The organism is Novosphingobium sp. MBES04 (assembly GCF_000813185.1).
Taxonomy (GTDB): domain Bacteria; phylum Pseudomonadota; class Alphaproteobacteria; order Sphingomonadales; family Sphingomonadaceae; genus Novosphingobium; species Novosphingobium decolorationis.
This window is the reverse complement of sequence record NZ_DF850488.1, coordinates 486,518-501,751: the sequence shown is the minus strand read 5'-3', so window position 1 is coordinate 501,751 and position 15,234 is coordinate 486,518. Positions and strand designations below refer to the sequence as shown.

The following is a 15,234-nucleotide window of genomic DNA, read 5'->3' as shown; positions in this document are numbered from 1 at the left end:
GGTCTGCCTCCTGGAGACGGGGCGCACGCGGGGGCGGCGCTTTCCGGGCGGACCTTTGCGACAGCTGTATGACGTGCGGATTACACTTTGGCGCAGGGCAGTATGCCGCTGATGAATATCCGCTTTTCAGCTTTCGTCGGCGCTTTCGTCAGGCGCGGGGCGGGGCGCGTTCGCCTGTGCGTTGGCAAACAGGCCGGGATGCGTGGTGAGGGTGGTCTCGATCCGACCAAGGAGGGCCATGAGCTGCTCCTGCTCGGCCGGATCGAGGCTGGAGAAGGCGATGGCCGCGACTTCCCGGCGCTGGTCTTCGACCTTTTCGCGCGCGGTAGAGGCGCTTTGCGTGAGGAACAGGCATTGGCTGCGCCAGTCGTCGGGATGGGCCCGGCGCTCGACAAGACCGCGTGTGTCGAGTTCCTTGATGGCGCGGGCGATCTGGGCCTTGTCGCGCTGGGTCCGGCGGGCCAGTTCAAGCTGCGAGACCCCCGGACGCTGTCCGATGACGCGCAGGAGCCGGGCCTGGAACGGCGTGAGCGCAAGCTCGCGCAGCGCGGGCATGTGCGCCAGGTGGTCCTGGAAGGCCTCGGCAATGTTGCGCATGCGGTTGGCGAGTTTCTCGGTCATGGCGCAGGCATAGCATGTTGGTTGACTCGGGCAATCGAGTGTGTGAGTTGATTTCAGTCAACTGATAAGTTCGAAAGTCCGCGCCATGCCCCATTCCTACCGCATCACCGTCGAACCGATCCCCGCGCCCGAAAGCGAGGCCGCGCCGTCTGAGCCGGTCACTTTCGAGGTGACCAACCACGACGAGATCCTCGGCCTGATCCCGCGCATCGAGGCCAAGGCCTTCCTGCCGCGTGAAGAGGCCGCGGAGTTCCTGGTGGGCGTGAAGCTCTTTTCCGAAGTTCTGCTGCGCCACCGGCGCGATCCGCTGTTTGCGCCGCTCCTGCCGCATGTCGCGGCCTTCATGAAGGAGATGAAGGCCAGTCCCCTGCGCGCGGAAGCGCCGGAGGACCACGCGCCGGACGCCTGAACGTCCCGGCGCGCCCTGGGCGGGCCTTACTGCGCGGGCACCGTGTTCGCCCGTTCCTGAAGCGAGGCCGCGAACGCGCAGATGCGGCGCATCGCCTCGCGCAAGGTTTCGTCGGGCACGGTCAGCGCAACGCGGATCAGCGTCCTGGCATTCTCGCCGAACGAGGTGCCGGGCATGATCGCCACGCCCTGCTGTTCGAGCAGTCCCCACACGAAGGCCTCGGCATCAAGTCCGGTGTCGGCAACATCGAGCATGATGAACATGCCGCCCGAGACCTTGCCCGCGGTGATCGTGGGGCATTCCTTGAGCTCCTGGGTGATGACCTTCACGCGCTGGGCGTAGCTTTTCGACATGCGCTCGGCGGTATCGAACGTGCCGCGCAGCGCCGCTTCGGTCATGTCCGCGATGAAGGGCTGGTTGCCGAACAGGATCGTTTCGGAGATCGGCAGGAGCTTGGTGCAGAACTCGGCCGGGCCGACCGCCCAGCCACTGCGAAAGCCGGTCGCGGCAAAGGTCTTGGAAATCGAGGAGACAACGATGGTGCGCTCGCGCAGTTCGGCGATCTCCAGCGGCGAGGCGAATTCGTCGTCGGTGAAGATGAGGTCCTCGTAGACCTCGTCCGAGACGATCCACAGGTCGTGCGCGATGGCGATCCGGCCCAGCTGCGCAATCGTCTCCCGGTCAAGGAGCGCGCCGGTGGGATTGTGCGGGGTGTTGAGCACGAGCACGCGGCTCTCGGGCGTCACGGCCGCTTCGAGGTCGGCGGGCTGCATGACAAAGCCGTTCGCGATATCGAGGGGGACGGGCTGAACCAGCGCGCCGGGCGCGCGGATCACACCCGCGTAGGTCGCATAGTAGGGATCCCCCACCAGGACCCCGTCGCCTTCGTCGACAAGCGCGGTGATGACGGCGTAGAGTGCCGTCTGCGTGCCGGGGAAGGCCAGAATGTTGTCGGAGGTGATCTCGGGCCAGAGCGGCTTGTACTTGTCGACGAGGGCGCCGAGCAGGCCGTCCTCGCCGCGCCCGTTCGAATAGTGGGTGCGGCCGCGCTTCATCGATTCGTAGGTGACCTCTATCAGGGCGGGATCGACCGGGATGTCGGGCTCACCGATGGTGAGCTCGATGATCTCCTCGCCCGCCGCCATGCGTGCGCGCCCCGCGTTGTGGACGGCCCATTTCTCGCCGCCGAGATCGGCAAGGCGGTCGGTTATTCCGGCATAGCGCATGGTGCGTTTTTCTCCTGAAGCTGGGGAGCGGGGGCATGGGGGGCGGGCCCGGCCGCGCCGAGCGCCCCTGTGGGCAGGCCGAGCAGCCGCTCGGTCGCCTCGATGGCAAGGTCGGGCAGGATCGCCCGGTTGTAGAGCCCGGAATTGAGCGAGCCCTCCATCCACAGCCCGTCGATCAGGCCGTTGATGGCAATGGCGTGGCGGCGGCACTGTGGGCCGCGGCGGGGCAGGTCGTGGTCGATGAGGACACCTTCGACGAGCCGCTCGAGGAACTCGAGGAATTCGCGGTAACCCTCGCGGTGGATCTCGGCGAAGAACGGATCGTGCCGGATCTGGCCGATGAACGTGGCCCAGAGCGAAACCTTGTCCTCGGAAAGGTTGGGGCTGGTGAGATTGCCGAGCAGGAACTGGCGCAGTTGCTGCGCGGGGGGCGGACCGTCCTCGCCCGTGTCCGCACTCTCGCTGGCGCGCGCGGTCAGCTGGCCGATCAGATAGGCATAGGCGTTCTTGATCAGCTCGTCCTTGGAGCCGAAGTAGTGGCGCACGAGGCCAGGGGTTACCCCGGCCTCCTCGGTGATGCGCCGCACCGTCGTCCCATCGAGGCCATGGCGCGCGACGCAGGTCAGCGTTGCCTCCATGAGGCTCTGGCGCCGCGCGTCGAGAGCGAGGCGCTGGAAGGTCTTGCGGCTCATGCCGCGGCCGTTCTGGCGGGGCGAAGCGAAGCTGTCATGCTCATTGTTATACGCACGAATAATTTATGGGCAAGCCGCAGGCGGACCTGTCAGTACCCCTGCGCGCGGTCGACCGCGAGGCTGGGGCGTCTGCCCGCGAGCACGTCGCGCGCGGACTGGAGGGCCTGCTCGCACACGATGTGGGGCGTGGTGTCGCTGGCGATATGCGGGGTGATGCGGATGCGCGGGTCCGACCAGAACGCGTGCTCGGCGGGCAGGGGTTCGATGGCGAAGACATCGAGGCTCGCGCCCTTGAGTTGCCCCCCTTCGAGGGCGGCGCTGAAGTCCGCTTCGTTCAGATGCTCGCCCCTGCCGATCTGGATCAGCCAGCAGCCGGGGGCGACCTTGTCGAACAGCGGGCGGGCAAGGATGCCGTGGGTCTCGGGCGTCAGCGGCAGGACGTTGATGAGGACGTCGGCGCCGCTTGCAGCCTCGCTGATCGCGCTTTCGCCGGTGCAATAGGTGACGCCCTCGATAGGGGTGGCGGGAGGCCGACGGCAGGCGACGGAGACCGAGAAGCCGAGGACGGCGAGCGCCCGGGTGACGGCGGCTCCCATCGAGCCGTGACCCAGAACCGCGATCTTCAGGGCGTGGGGCGGGCGCAGGGGCAGCGGGTTCCAGGTCGCCTTGGCCTGGTCGGCGGCGTAGGCTGGAAAATCGCGTTCAAGGTGCAGCACCTCGTGGGCGGCGAATCCGGCCATGAGCTCGGCCTGGTAGGGGTCGCGCACGCGGCAGATCGCGATGTCCTCGCCCAGCCCGTCGTGGGCGAGCAGGTCGTCGACGCCCGCGCCCACCGACATCGCCATTTCCAGGTTGGGGTAGGGGGCGAAGGCGTCCGGGCCCGGCAACCAGCACACGGCGAAGCGGATCGCGGCGGGATCCTCGACCTCGTCCGGATTGAGCAGGCGCACGTCCTCATGAAGCCCCTCGAAGTCGAGCTTGTAGAAGGTCTTGAGGTCGAAGGTATCGCTCAGCAGAACACCGTGGATCGTTCTGGTGGGGGCCATGTTCTCTCGTCTCTCCTGACTTGCGCGCGCTGCGGTGGGGCGGGCCGGTTGGGTTCCTGTAAAGGGTGGTGCGGTACCGGGGCATGTAACTGCGTAGGCACCTTCGACTGGAATTCGCGTGCGTTCGATGCTAGTCGAGTTATACAAGCGTATATCAATGAGTAAACCCGAACCGGATGTGTCCCGGTGCGGGATCTTCGGCTCCCCGGCGCCACGCGCACGAATGGCATCACAGGCAAGGGACGGATATTCGATGGGACGAGAGACGCAGCAGTTGGAAAAGGCGCCGGGCTCGCAAGGCGCCGGCATGAGCGAGGCCGAGTGGCAGACCCGGGTCGAGCTTGCGGCCTGTTATCGCCTCGCCGCGCACTACCGCATGACCGACATCATCTACACGCACATCACCGCGCGCGTGCCGGGGGAGGACGGGCATTTCCTCATCAACCCCTACGGCCTGATGTGGGAGGAGATCACGGCCTCCTCGCTGGTGAAGGTCGATGTCGAGGGCAACAAGGTTTCGGAAAGCCCCTACCGCGTGAATCCGGCCGGGTTCACCATTCACAGCGCGGTCCATCGCGGGCGTCACGATGCGGGTTGGGTGATGCACACGCACACGCGCTCGGGCGTTGCGGTCTCGTGTCTTGCCGAGGGACTGCTGCCGACCAACCAGATTGCCCTGCAGTTCTATGGCCGTGTCGGCTACCACGATTTCGAAGGCATCGCGCTCGATCTGGACGAGCGCGAGAGAGTGGTGGCGAGCCTGGGCTCCAACGTCGCGCTGATCCTGCGCAACCACGGCCTTCTGACCGTAGGTGCGAGCGCGGCGCACATGTTTTCCAGGATGTTCTATCTCGACAAGGCGTGCGAGATCCAGGAGTCGGCGCTGGCGATGGGGCGGCCGCTGCAAAGCGTTGACGCGGCGATCGCGGAGAGGGTCGTCCGCCAGTATGACGAACTCGATCAGGACGACAGCGAGATCGACCTTGAATGGAAGGCGCACCTGCGGCTGCTGGAGCGGCTCGATCCGGGCTATCGCAGCTGAGCGCGCAGGCGAAACCTGCGAAAATTCGCGGTTTGGTCAGGCGGACAGGAAAGGGGGGAATGCGCTTGACAAGGCCGGGGAGCCTACATAGCCTCAAGTTGAGTTTCGCAAAAAGAAACAAATTCTTTAATAAGAATTAGGCGCCTTCAGCTCAGGTCGCGTGACGACTTGTGGCGTCGGGAGAGGGCGGCAGCATTTGATGGAGCGCATGTCTCGTTGGGCATGGCTCGGCTGTTCTGCTGTTTGGGTACAGTGGTGGTTCTGTCGTACCAACAAGAACTATAATCAGGCTCGCTGCATGTGCTTTGGCACGGCGGGCGCTATGTTCTGACGCCAGGCCCGAAGGCCTGTGTGCGTCAGGCTAACGCAAGTCCGGCCCGTGCTGGCCGTCGGGGCGTATCCGTCCGGCAATCCGTGTCTTTTTCATGGTTCGCCACCCACTGGGCGCCGACGTGCCGCCGTTCCTACGGCCGGTAAGGAGCAAAGAAATGCAACGTTCGCTTACTCTTGACTGCAACGGTCTTCCTCACGCGCCGACGGTGCTGCGCATCAAGCAGGCGCTGGTCGGCAAGAAGGCGGGGAGCAGCCGTGTCGGTGTCCTTGTCGGCGCGGATTGCGACCACGCACGGATTGCCGGATCGCTGGGCAAGCTGGCCAGCCGCATCGAACTCCTCTCCGGTCCGGCCCCCAAGACGCTCGACTGACGCTTCGTCGCTTCGACTTCGAGATTTCCCGGGCATCGATTCGCGATGCCCGGCAGTACGCTGCGGGAGGCAAGGCCCGCGGCACAGCGGCATGCGACCCGCCCAGGGCACGCCACGAGCGAGCGGCCCGGGCGCTGAGTGCAGGCCCTGAAACGGCAAAGCGCCCGCACAGGGGCCCGCAATGCTGATACAAAGGAATGAAAATGTCTGACGCAGATGGCTCCAAGGTCATTTCACGCCACGACGATCCCTCCGCGACGACCGAACGTCCCGGGTACGCGTTCGATCCCACCGATCCCTGGACGATCACGTTCCAGCAAGGCCTCAAGGCCGCCGGCCTTGAAGGCAAGGCCGTCTACGAAGTTGGCGTCGGAACCGGCACCAACGTGGCCTTCGTGCTTCGCCATTGCGCCGCCAAGGTCTTCTACGGCAGCGACCTCGATCCGCGCCTCGTGGAACTGGCCAGGCGCAACGTCGCCAACCTGGCGCCCGAACGCGCTGACAGTTTCCAGCCCGTCGAGGGCGCGGTCAGCCTGATCGATACCGATGAGGCCCGCGCCAAGATTGCCAGGACCGATGTCGTGATCGGCTGCCTGCCGCAGGTGGGAGACCCCAATGACGAGCGTTTCGCGGCCTTTCGGGCCGAGCACGCGGTCGATCTGCCGCAGGGCGCCGACGATGAGGCCCAGGACCACATCGCCCACTACTACCCCTGGGCGATGTTTGACGAGTATCCCTATAATTCGGTGGGGCTGGGGCTGAACGAGGCCCTGTTGCGCCGCATCAAGGAGCAGGCGCCCAAGGCCGACGTGGTGATGAACTTCGGCTGCCGCATCGGGAGTGATCTCATCTTCGAGATGTTCCGTGCCAACGGGTATGAGCCCGAAAAGCTGGCGTCGCAGCTTGTCCTGCAACACGCGGGAACCGACATCTCGTTCTTCGTGACGCTGGAAGGTGCCTTGACCGGCACCGATCTGGAGGGCGAGTTCGTCTGCCGCTTCTTTGCCGATCCGCTGGGGCACGAACCTCTCTCGGCCCGCGCGGCACAGGCGCTGCTGGACAAGGATCCCAACGTCCCGCTCTACCACGAAGTCGCCGTGATCCGGGGCACCCCCAAGATGGATTGAGCCTGCCGCAGGAGCAATGCCGATACCATTGCAAACGGGCGCAAGGGCTTGGTCCTTGCGCCCGTTTGCGTTGTGAAGAGGTCAGAGGATGAGGAAATCCGCCTCGGACAGCGTGGTGACACCGTCGAGAAGCGCGATCTGCTGTGCCTCGCCCGCGCCGCTGCCATCAGCATCGTAATAGAGCTTGCCCGATCCCGCATCGAAGATGAGGAAATCGTCGGCTTCGAGCGCCTCGGTTCCCATCACGATTTCGCCCGCCTCGACCGTGAGGCCGAGCGCTGTGAAGACCGCGCCTTCCAACGCGATAAGATCGCCGTCCAGTGCTTCGAAGTCCTTGATCTTGTCATAGGTCGTCGCATCGGCCGGCAAGTTGGCAAGGACGAACATGTCCGCTCCCGCCCCCCCGGTCAGGATGTTGCGGCCCGCATTCCCGATGAGCACGTCGTCGCCCGCACCGCCATCGAGAATGTCGACCTCATCCCCTCCGATCAGGGTGTCGTTCCCCCCTTCGCCATAGAGCTTGTCGCGCCCGTCGCCACCGGCAAGCACGTTGGCGCCGCCGTTGCCGGTGATCTTGTTGTCCAGAGCGTTGCCGGTGGCGTCGAGATCGCCTGTTCCAGCAAGCTCCAGGTTCTCGACATGGGCGAAGAGCTCGGTGATCGAGATCTCGCTGATCACCGTGTCGGTCGTGCCGCCCAAGGCGTCCTCGATGACGGTATCGCCCAGGGAATCGACATAGTAGGTGTCGTTGTCGCCGCCGCCGTGCATCTCGTCTTCGCCCGATCCGCCGTTGAGCCGATCCTTGCCGTCCCCGCCGAAGAGCACGTCGTTGCCTTCCAGGCCAAAGAGCTTGTCGTTGTCGCCAAGCCCATTGAGGACATCGCGCCCGGACGTGCCATCAAGGGTGTCGCGTTCGCTGGTTCCATCAAGGATGGTGAAAGCCGAGCCCACCGAGATGTCGAAGCTGGCCTGCGCTCTCGACCCGTCGGCCGAAAGGGCCTCAACGGTAATCGCACGGGTTACAGGGCCGTTGGTGTCGAAACCGGCGCCCACGGTCACGACCCCGGTCAGGGCGTCGATGGCAAAGTCGTCCCCGCCTGCGAGGAGCGCGTAGGTGACCGAATTGAGAGTTGCGTCGCCATCCGAGGCGCTCACCGTGATCCCGGTATAGTCCCCTTCGGCAGGCGCGGCGCCAACAAGGTTCTCGCCCGCATCGCTGTCCATGGGCGTAGTGACCGCGAATTCGTTCACGTCCGCGACCTGGATTTCGAACGTGGTGTCCGCGTGTGATCCGTCATCGGACGTCGCGCGGACGGTGATGAAGCGGCGGGCACCGTCCTCGCGATCTACGCTGCCCGCGACGAGGACTTCGCCGGAGGTCGCCGAGACGAGGAAGCGCCCGCCGTCATCGTCGAGGAGCGAGTAGGAGATCCCATTGGTCGTGGCGTCGGCATCCTGCGCGCTGACGTGGATGCCTGTCGCGGTGCCCAGTCCGGCGTTCTCGGTCACGAGGCCGCCCGGAGCGCCGAGGGTATCGAGGGGGGCGGAGACGTCGAACTCGTCGTCATCCGCGATGGCGATGGTGAACGTCCGGACCTCATGGCTACCATCGCTGGAGGTGGCGCGCACGGTGACATCGAGGCTGGCCGCGCTCTCGCGATCAATGAGGGTGCCGTCAGCCACCGAGATCACGCCGCTGTCCGATGCGATGGTGAACGCGCCGCCCGCATCGTCATCAAGGCTGTAGGTGACCGTTTCGGCCAGGTCCGGGTCGGTGGCGAAGGCGGTGAGGCCGACGCGTGTTCCGGCGGCGGCGCCTTCAAGGACGCGGTCGGGCGCCATATCGGTGTCACTGACCGCCGAGATCGCGGTGTCGCTGGTGTCGGTCACGGCAATGGTGAAGTTCGCCTGCGAAGACGTTCCGTCGCTCGAGGTCGCGGCCACCGTGATCGCGCGGGAGGCGCCGCCCGCACCCTCGCGGTCGAGTGTCAGCGCGGTGGTGACGACCCCGCTTGCCGCGTCGATCACGAAGGCCCCGTCGGCATCGTCGAGCAGGCTGTAATTCACCCAGTTGGTGGTGTCAGGATCGATGGCTCTTGCGGTGATGCCCGTGGCCGCACCGGCGGCAAGCCCTTCGGCGACGGCGTTGATCGCGCCATCGATGTCCCCGACGGCGCCCACAGGGTCGGCCACGCCCAGGATGGTGACGGTGACGAAGCCGACATCGCTGGAACTGGCGCCATCGGAGAGCAGGTAGGCGATGTCGACCGCGCCGGTCTCGCCCGCATCGAGGTAGGCATAGGCCGCGGTCAGGTCGAGTTCGAGCGCATCGCCCGCGCCGGTGACCGATAGCGTGCCGTCTCCCGCGGTAAGGCCCGCCCCGATGATCATGCCGGTGCCCATGTCGTTGCCGAGCACGTCGAGTACGTGCAGGTCGCCCGCGGTGACGGCGAAGATGTCGTCGTTGGCTACCAGCGGCTCGGCAGGAACGAAGCCGAGTGTCTCGATGCTCGTCGCCTCGGTCACGGCGCCATCGGCGTGGCGGGTGATGCGGAAATGGTCGAGGCCGAGGACAAGGATGGCGTAGTCCGCAGCCGTTCCCGTGAGCAGCAGGGTGTCCTGTCCGGCGCCGCCGTTGACGGTGTCCAGGCCTGCGCTGAAGCGGATGATGTCGCGTCCGCCGCCGGCCTGGATGGTGTCATCGCCATCGCCGCCATCGAGCAGGTCGCTGCCACCGCCACCTTCCAGGGTATCGTTGCCCGCGCCGCCGGAGAGGTCATCGCCGCCGTTGCCACCGACGAGGCGGTCATCGCCGCCATCGCCGGAAAGGATATCTTCCCCGTCGCTGCCCATAAGGACGTCATCGCCCGGCGAACCATGGACGCGATAGGACGTGGGCGACACGTCGGGTGCGATGTCGAGGTTCCGCAGGTTGCCGGCAAAGCTGTTGGGCGCGGCGGTGTCTTCGGAATGCGCGGTCTCGAAGGCCCCGGCCTGAGTCAGCGCCTGACCGGTCCCGGTCAGGCTGTTCCCGGTGATCGCGGAGGCTTCGGTGTCGTAGAGGTAGATGCCGAGCGAACCCGAGGTGGACGGCGCGGTGAGCGTATTGCCGGTGATGTCGACCACGCCGGCATCGTAGGCCAGGATACCCGCGGCGCTCCAGGTGCCGGGGCTATAGGCAAAGCCCGAGATGGTGTTGCCGGACAGCGTGGCGTCGGCATCGCTGACCAGAACGATGCCGTTCTGGGCGATCAGGTCGGTCGCGCCCGCCCCCGAGATCCGGGATCCGGTCACCGAGAGGTGGAGGCCTTCGCCGCGCGCGTCGATGGCGTTCTTCTGGATGTCGAGCAGCGTCGCATCGACGACTGCGACGCTGTGGGAGGCACCTGCGGTGCTGCGCGCCAGCACGCCGTAGCCATGCTGCGCGCCGCTCAGCGCGCTGTCGCGCATGCCCGAGATCGTGCCGTCGACATAGGCGCCATCGGCATCGAGGAAGGCGATGGCGGCGAACGTCCCGCTGACGAAGCCATTGCCCTGTCCGCGCCCGTCGATGTCGAGGCCGGTTACGACAAGATCGGCCCCGCTGCCTGCGGTGATGAGGGCAAAGCTGCCGCCGTTGCTGGCAATCGCGGCGTGATCGGGGGCCTCCAGAATGGCGCCGTCCGCGCCGGTGATGCGCAGGCTCTTGCCCTCCACCAGAACCTGCTCGCGGTAGGTGCCCGTGCTGACGAGGACTTCGTGGCCATTGCCCGCGGCATCGACGGCATCCTGGATCGTGGCGAAGGTGCCCAGAAGGGTCCCGGACCCATCGACCAGTTGCACCGGATCGGTGAGGTCGAAGACGGTTGGCGTGGGCGTGCCGAAGCCGAAGGAGAGGATCTCGATCCCGCTCAGCACGTCGCTGCCGTCCTCGGGCGTGGTCACGCCGGTAAAGCCGGTGACGAAGCCGATGGCATCGGTGGTGACGGCAAGGCTCGCCGCACTGGCGGGCGCCCGGTAGAAGGCGGTGTCCGTGTCTTCGCCGCCGTCGAGCGTGTCCGCGCCGAGCCCTCCGAACAGGAGATCGCTGCCGCCAAGGCCCGACAGCACATCGTTACCGCCCAGGTCCTCGTCGGTCTCGGAGGGGAAGCCCAGGGCATCGTTGGCCTGGGTGCCGGTCTGGACATCATCGGCGGCCAGACCGCGCACGAAGACGTCGAATTCAGGCGGGGCAGCGGACGTGTTGGTGACGCTCAGCCCGGACAGGTCGAGCGTGCTGGTGTCGACGCCGCTGCCGTCGTAGGCGCCGGGCCGTCCCGGCGTTCCGGGCACAGCCCCGGTTTCGGCACTGGAGATGGGGTCGATGAAGACCAGATAGCCCCATCCGCTGGCGCCGGTAAGGCTGGAGCCAGTGATCTCGAGGCCGGACAAGTCGGTGTAGCCCTGCACCATGAACTGGGGTTTGTCGTAGTCGCCGGTGACGTGGACGCCATCCAGGATCACGTTGCCGATGGGGCCTGTGACATCGTAGCTCGCCTGGGTGAAGCCCGCGATCTGGATGGCGTTGTCCGCGCGCGGGGTGGTTCCGGCCGCGGCGCCGGTAATGGCGATGTCGCGCAAGGTGATATCGCCGGTGTGCTCGAAGAAGACGATGTCGCCGGTGCCGTTGGACCCGCCAAGGGCGTTGCGCTCGAACTGCGAACCGGTGATCGCGATGGCCGCGACGGCGGCTGTGTCGTTGGCGTTGAAGCCGCTGCCCGACATGTTCGCGATGTGGACGTTGTCGAGGGTGAGCCCGGCCAGTTGCGCGCTGGTGGCGACCGAAACGCCGACGGCGCCCCCATCGGCCGCGATGTTTGCAATGTCGAGCGTTCCGGATGCGGCGTCGGCCGTGACGAGGAGAGCCGTGCCCGCGCCGGTGCCGATGGTGACGGCCGGTTCGCCTTCGCTCGTTTGCGCGCCGACGAGGTTGACGGCCGTGCCGACTACGAGATTTTCCGCATAGCTGCCTGCCGCGATGTCAATCGTGTCGCCATCCCCACTGGCATCGAGCGCGGCCTGGATCGACATGCCGGGGATGACATGGAAAAAGCCGTCAGCGCTGCCGGTGGTTTCGATGAAGAGCGTGTCGCCGGCGATCTCGCTCGCGGCAATGGCGGCCTTGGCCTCGGCGATGCTGGCGTAGGCGCCCAGGATCGTGGTTCCGGCGAAGACCTGGACAGGGGCGGTGTCCACCGTCGCCAGCGAGAGGTCGTCGACGGCGATACCGTCGGCGACATCGATGCGCGTGAACCAGCCGTAGCGATTGCCCCCGTAGCTCGCCGCGAAGTCATCCTGGGGGGAGCCCAGCGTTTCGCTGAAGAGAAGGTTCTCACCCGGGCCATAGACGTTCATCACGACTTCCAGAGTGCCGCTGCTGCTCTCCTGGAAGACGTGCTCGAAGGTGTACCAACCCGAGGAGGAGACCTCCAGGTGCGCGCCGTTCTCGAGGTCCTGGCGCGGGGTGGCACTGGAATTGTTGCTGACCCCCAGCAGCAGCGCGTCCGAACTGCTGTCCTGCGTGACGTGGAAGACGAAGTCGCGCAGATGGAGGCCATTCGCTCCGTTGGCGGCGACCGAATATTCGAAGCCTTCCCCGCTGGCCATGCCGGTGTCGAGGTAGATCGTGATGCGCGTCGCAAGACCCGCGTCGTCCCCGGTACGGTATCCGTCGAAACGGGTGAAGGCGGTTCCGTCGGTCGAGGGGCCGATGCGCAGGTGCGCGGAGCCCGAGGCCGAGGCGATGCCGTTGGAGAGGGAGGCTTCGTTGACGAGGTCAATGTCGCCGCCAAAGGGCAGGAAGGGGCCGGAGCCGCTTTCGAAGTTCTCGAAGATGCGTGTGAGGGTCATGCGCGCACCTCCTGGCCATGGCCCGCTCGATTGGCCGCGTCGATTTGCCTGCCCCTGCTTGCTGTATCCATTTTCACCCTCCTCTTGGATCCGACCCGCATCACCCCGCCCGGTACGGACACGACGCGCAGAAGCATCCTCCGGCAAGGCGAGGCCCGAAAACCTGTATGCCGGGGAGGGTGCCTGACTGGCATTGCGAACTATCTGGGCATTGCGCCGAATATGGATCCGGCGTTGTCGAGTCCGGGTAAGCTTAGTTAGAGAAATGACATGCCGTCAATTCGTGCGATTGTGGCGCGGGCATGTAGAAAGAGCCGATATGGGGTAAAGTGGCGCAATTATATGTGAAATGTACAAGGGGATTTTTCGTAGTGGTTTGCGCCTCGTGGCAAAATGTGGCTCTTCCCCGTCTGGATGGACTGTATACAATAAGCCTGAATTTCGTGGCCGGACGCATTCTTGAGGGGGAGGGGGAAAGGTTCTGTCGCTCTTTCGGGATCGGAGCGAAAAAGGGGGCGTGGAAGGGGCCGCTACTTCTGTCGCGATGTGGCGCTCGTTGCCAGGTAGGCGGCGATGGCGCCGACATCGGCGTCGCTTACCTCGGTCTTGCGGAACATGGGCATCGGGCCCGAGCCATGGCGCACGAAGTAGAGGATCGTCTCGGTATCGAGGTCTGCGCGCGCTTCCAGGGCACCGGGCAGGCTGCCCTGATAGCGCGCGGCAAGGGCCGCGGTACCCGGGAGGTGGGGAGAGCCATCATCGCCGGGGCCGCGGCCATGGCAGGCCGCGCAGTGGCGCGTGAAGACAGCTTTGCCGCGCGCGGCTTCGTCCGGGGCAGGCGGCGAGCCCTGCGCGGTCTGGCCGCTTGCCAGCGTGGTGAGCGCCAGCCCGGTGGCGGCGAGGAGGAGGTGGGGGATCGTGGGCATCGCGTTCACCTTTTGCGAAAGCGCTGGGGCCAGATGCCGCCGCGTCCCGGTGCGATGATGCCGGCCGGATCGATCGCGTCCTTGAGTGTCTCGTGGAAGCGACGCAGCGCGTGGTTGTTGAAGGAATAGGTGTCGGACACGGCGTCCTGGTAGATTGGCGCGGCGCGGTAATCGCCCCAGCCATGCTCGGCGGCGACCTCGACAGCCCGGCGCATGGCCGTGTCGACCATCGCGTTGAAGGCGGGGTCGGCGCGCCTGACGGGCGGAGCAAAGACCATCTGGAAGGCATGAGGATGCCAGTGGAGCGGGGCGCTCGCCGCGTTGAAGTAGCGGGGCAATTGGTCGAATTCGTGCAGGGCATCGCCCATCACCCGCTGCATGCGAAAGACCTCTTCGCCCGCGCGCGCGAGCATCGGGAAGAAGCCGAGGTGCCCATCCTCGCGCACGATCTTCCAGATGCCGAGCGAGGGCACGCCGAGCGCGCCGTGGCGGCGGATCGAACTGCGGTAGGGTTGGGCGACGTTGGCCAGTTGCTCCCTGGTCGCAGGAAGCGGGAAGTCTTCGCCCGCGATCACGGTCGCGGTGGGAATGGCGGACAGGATGCGCTCGCGCGCGTGCTCGAAGTTGGCGCGCGTCGTGGCCTCGGGGCCGAAGAACTGGAGATCGACCTGCCAGGAAGGGAGGCCAGCCTCGCTGGCGGCGGCATCGAGCGCGGCGTCCGAGGCGCCGCCCTTCTTCGTGGCGAGGGCGGCGAAGGCGGGATTACCCATCAGCGCCATCAGCGGGCTGGCGTAGACCGGCTCGCCGCACAGCATCGCATCGCTGAGGATGTTGCACTGTTCGACCAGTTTCACGAAGTCGCGGCGGCGCGGCACGGTGACGAGCGCGGTGCGGTAGTGATCGGGCCGGGGGTAGAGGCGAAAGCCCATCTTGGTGACGATGCCGAAGTTGCCTTGCGCGAAGAGGCCCGCCGGGTCCGGCCCGAAGCCGTAGCGGTACTCCTGCCAGGTCTTCGCGCCGGGCAGTGCGCCCATGCCAGTGCGCATGACTTCGCCATCGGGCAGCACGACTTCCATGCCGCAGCTGGCCCCGAAGTGGTCGCGAAAAGCGCCCATGGTGTAGCCGATGCCGCGTTCCAGGCTGTTGCCGATGGGCGAGCCCCAGCCCGGATCGGGGCAGTCGATCATGAGCCTGAGGCCGCGCTCCTCGATGGCGCGGTAGAGGTCGAAGTAGGAGACGCCCGGCTCGACCAGCGCAAAGGCGCGCGCCTCGTCGACTTCGAGCACCTTGTCCATGCGCTTGAGGTCCACGATCACGCTGCCGTGGACATTGGGGGAGGGGCCGCCGTAGCCGAAGTTCTTGCCCGTCGAGATGGGGAAGAGGGGGATGCCCAAGCGCCCCGCGATGCGCACGATGGACGAGACCTGCGCGACGTCGGCGGGCGCGACGGCGGCCGAGGCGAGGCGCTCGTGCTGCGTGTCCCAGACCGGCGAGAAGCTGTCGCGGTAGGGCCCCAGGTCCTCGTCCGAGGCGAACACCCAGTCCGCGCCCACGGCCTGGCGCATCTCGGCGA

Annotated in this window: 11 protein-coding genes; 4 read left to right on the top strand and 7 right to left on the bottom strand. The window is 66.2% G+C overall.

All coding sequences use genetic code 11. The features are described from left to right. Positions 1-126: 126 nt before the first annotated feature. Positions 127-621, bottom strand: coding sequence for a MarR family winged helix-turn-helix transcriptional regulator (locus MBENS4_RS23815; RefSeq protein WP_052321948.1), 495 nt, complete (start codon positions 619-621; stop codon positions 127-129). 85 nt (positions 622-706) lie between these two features. Here MBENS4_RS23815 and MBENS4_RS02235 point away from each other — a divergent pair, with 85 nt between their 5' ends. Beyond that, positions 707-1,030, top strand: coding sequence for a DUF3861 domain-containing protein (locus MBENS4_RS02235; RefSeq protein ID WP_039388461.1), 324 nt, complete (start codon positions 707-709; stop codon positions 1,028-1,030). Between the two features lie 26 nt (positions 1,031-1,056). Here MBENS4_RS02235 and MBENS4_RS02230 read toward each other — a convergent pair whose 3' ends face one another. The 3 genes from MBENS4_RS02230 to MBENS4_RS02220 form a co-directional block, all read right to left on the bottom strand. After that, positions 1,057-2,256, bottom strand: a complete 1,200-nt coding sequence (locus MBENS4_RS02230; RefSeq protein WP_039388458.1) for a pyridoxal phosphate-dependent aminotransferase — start codon at positions 2,254-2,256, stop codon at positions 1,057-1,059. Beyond that, positions 2,238-2,948, bottom strand: a complete 711-nt coding sequence (locus MBENS4_RS02225) for a TetR/AcrR family transcriptional regulator (protein WP_084591917.1) — start codon at positions 2,946-2,948, stop codon at positions 2,238-2,240. Before MBENS4_RS02225 ends, MBENS4_RS02230 begins: the two co-directional genes overlap by 19 nt. A gap of 89 nt (positions 2,949-3,037) precedes the next feature. After that, complete coding sequence (locus tag MBENS4_RS02220; RefSeq protein ID WP_039388456.1) at positions 3,038-3,994, bottom strand: NAD(P)-dependent oxidoreductase; 957 nt, start codon at positions 3,992-3,994, stop codon at positions 3,038-3,040. A 253-nt stretch (positions 3,995-4,247) separates the two neighbouring features. Here MBENS4_RS02220 and MBENS4_RS02215 point away from each other — a divergent pair, with 253 nt between their 5' ends. From MBENS4_RS02215 to MBENS4_RS02205, 3 genes are all read left to right on the top strand, one after another. Beyond that, the gene (locus MBENS4_RS02215) at positions 4,248-5,036 is read left to right on the top strand and encodes a class II aldolase/adducin family protein (protein WP_084591916.1); all 789 of its coding nucleotides are present in this window, start codon (positions 4,248-4,250) and stop codon (positions 5,034-5,036) included. Positions 5,037-5,524: 488 nt separating this feature from the next. Beyond that, the gene (locus MBENS4_RS02210) at positions 5,525-5,740 is read left to right on the top strand and encodes a hypothetical protein (RefSeq protein ID WP_039388454.1); all 216 of its coding nucleotides are present in this window, start codon (positions 5,525-5,527) and stop codon (positions 5,738-5,740) included. Positions 5,741-5,943: 203 nt separating this feature from the next. Continuing rightward, positions 5,944-6,867: an SAM-dependent methyltransferase gene (locus tag MBENS4_RS02205; protein WP_052321947.1), complete on the top strand. Its 924-nt coding sequence runs from the start codon at positions 5,944-5,946 to the stop codon at positions 6,865-6,867. Between the two features lie 81 nt (positions 6,868-6,948). On the opposite strand, the gene MBENS4_RS02200 is transcribed toward MBENS4_RS02205, so the two are convergent. The 3 genes from MBENS4_RS02200 to MBENS4_RS02190 form a co-directional block, all read right to left on the bottom strand. Next, complete coding sequence (locus MBENS4_RS02200) at positions 6,949-12,735, bottom strand: cadherin domain-containing protein (protein ID WP_039388452.1); 5,787 nt, start codon at positions 12,733-12,735, stop codon at positions 6,949-6,951. A gap of 530 nt (positions 12,736-13,265) precedes the next feature. Beyond that, positions 13,266-13,661: a c-type cytochrome gene (locus MBENS4_RS02195; protein WP_039388442.1), complete on the bottom strand. Its 396-nt coding sequence runs from the start codon at positions 13,659-13,661 to the stop codon at positions 13,266-13,268. Between the two features lie 5 nt (positions 13,662-13,666). Beyond that, positions 13,667-15,226 (bottom strand): FAD-binding oxidoreductase, encoded by a 1,560-nt coding sequence (locus tag MBENS4_RS02190; protein WP_052321946.1) that lies wholly within the window; start codon positions 15,224-15,226, stop codon positions 13,667-13,669. Positions 15,227-15,234 lie beyond the last annotated feature (8 nt).